This window comes from Vibrio sp. 10N.222.48.A3 (assembly GCF_041475345.1).
GTDB lineage: Bacteria > Pseudomonadota > Gammaproteobacteria > Enterobacterales > Vibrionaceae > Vibrio > Vibrio tasmaniensis_A.
In genome coordinates, this window is record NZ_JBFRVX010000877.1 from 1 (window position 1) to 1,573 (window position 1,573).

General features: G+C 43.2%; 3 protein-coding genes. 1 reads left to right on the plus strand and 2 read right to left on the minus strand.

From position 1 onward, the window contains the following. Positions 1–4: 4 nt before the first annotated feature. Positions 5–520 carry a cytochrome c gene (locus AB4653_RS21250; protein WP_102258554.1) on the minus strand — a complete coding sequence of 172 codons (516 nt, stop codon included), beginning with the start codon at positions 518–520 and terminating at the stop codon, positions 5–7. 168 nt (positions 521–688) lie between these two features. On the opposite strand from AB4653_RS21250, the gene AB4653_RS21255 reads away from it, so the two are divergent. Further along, a complete protein-coding gene (locus tag AB4653_RS21255) occupies positions 689–1,312 on the plus strand; it encodes a cytochrome b/b6 domain-containing protein (protein WP_102258555.1) in 624 nt (207 codons plus the stop codon). Positions 1,313–1,398: 86 nt separating this feature from the next. Here the strand turns inward: AB4653_RS21255 and AB4653_RS21260 are convergent. After that, positions 1,399–1,573: DUF1826 domain-containing protein (locus AB4653_RS21260; RefSeq protein ID WP_372105266.1), on the minus strand; the 175-nt coding region annotated here is incomplete at its 5' end.

Here is a 1,573-nt window from a genome sequence, read left to right on the forward strand (position 1 = left end):
GTTATTACCAACGTGAGCGATATGAACGATGGCAACTTTTGCAAGTCGCCTGCGCTGCTTCTAATCCTGATTCCGCCAGTGATACATCACCTTGTTGGCTACCTTGATAGAGTTCTTGGAACCCTTGATTCATTTGACTTAGTAGTCGTTCGAATTTTTCAGGCTCACTCCACACACTCTCTTTAGCTTTACTTCCCTCTTGGCTGCCCACCGGAAATGACGTCAGTAACAATTCGCTATGAGCTGTTAACTCTAAACTCGTTTCTTCTAATACCTGCCAACTCGTATCGTTGCCATCTAATAAGTCTTTGGCTTGCTCAATCAAGGTTTCAACTTGTGTAAATGCGTATTGGCGCTGTTCAATTTGGTTCGAATGATCTTGTGATGCCCAAGCGTGGGTACTAAGTAAAACGGTTGTAGTGCACAGTAGGCTCACCAATCTCTTGTGAATCATTCTCTTGTTCATATTGATCTCTCCTCGCTTCATATAGCTTTTGTTGTCTGGTTTCGATACAGACATCGATGATTCGTTTCGGTGTTCCGTTTTGCTCTGATGTCTGTGTTTCTTTGATGCCTGTGTTTCCTTGATAAAGTCAATTTACACAGCAATAGTTGCAATTGCAACTATTGCTGTGTAAATTACTATAAAGCGAACAGAGATTAAATAAACAAAAGAGAGAGTGAAACTATGAAGATTTGGGATCTATCAACTCGCCTATACCATTGGACGCAAGCGGCGCTTTTCATGGGGTTAATGGCATCGGGCATTTCAGGTAATGGACCCCACGTTCAACTTGGGCTAGCACTTATGACATTAATCGTTTGGCGATTGGTCTGGGGTTGGGTGGGTAGCGAAACGAGCCGGTTCAGACAGTTTTTACGATCACCTAAGTCAGTAGTTCGTTATTTATTAGGAAAAGAAAAAGAAAAGCCAGGCCATAATCCTGCTGGCGGTTGGATGGTTGTTACACTGTTATCAGCTTTAACTATTCAGTGTGTTTCTGGTTTAGCCTTAGCAGGGCTTCTTGATCACTTACCCTATGCAAATATCTGGTTGAATGACTCCGTATTTTCACTATTAGAAAACATTCACCTCACTATGATAAAAGTACTTCCAACTCTGATTGCGGTACACGTCCTTGCCGTTTTGTTCTATAAATTACGCTCAAAACCATTAACTTGGGCAATGGTCACTGGCTTCCAAACAAAAATCGAACTTAATGGCAGTGTTGCGTTTGTTTCTCAATGGCGTGCGTTAGGCGTACTAGCTTTAGCGGCGCTGCTCATCATTATGCTGACAGTGTTGGCGTAAATTAATAGGTTTGACGAGTATAAAACCGGATGTACAAAAGGGGTAAGCCGACGACTTCTAAAAATCGTCTCGCGAATAGAGCGCGACTAACCAAAATCTAACGTCAGCAACAATCGCGTCTCGTTAAATGAAGTTACGGGTGAGCAATGCACCAGACCCGCGTTTTCGTTGCCACTCCATCGCTCCCCTTTAAGCAATGCCACATCACCACTCGAAAGTTGCTCGATATCCGACTCATGACTGTACAAGCCTGACTCTGAA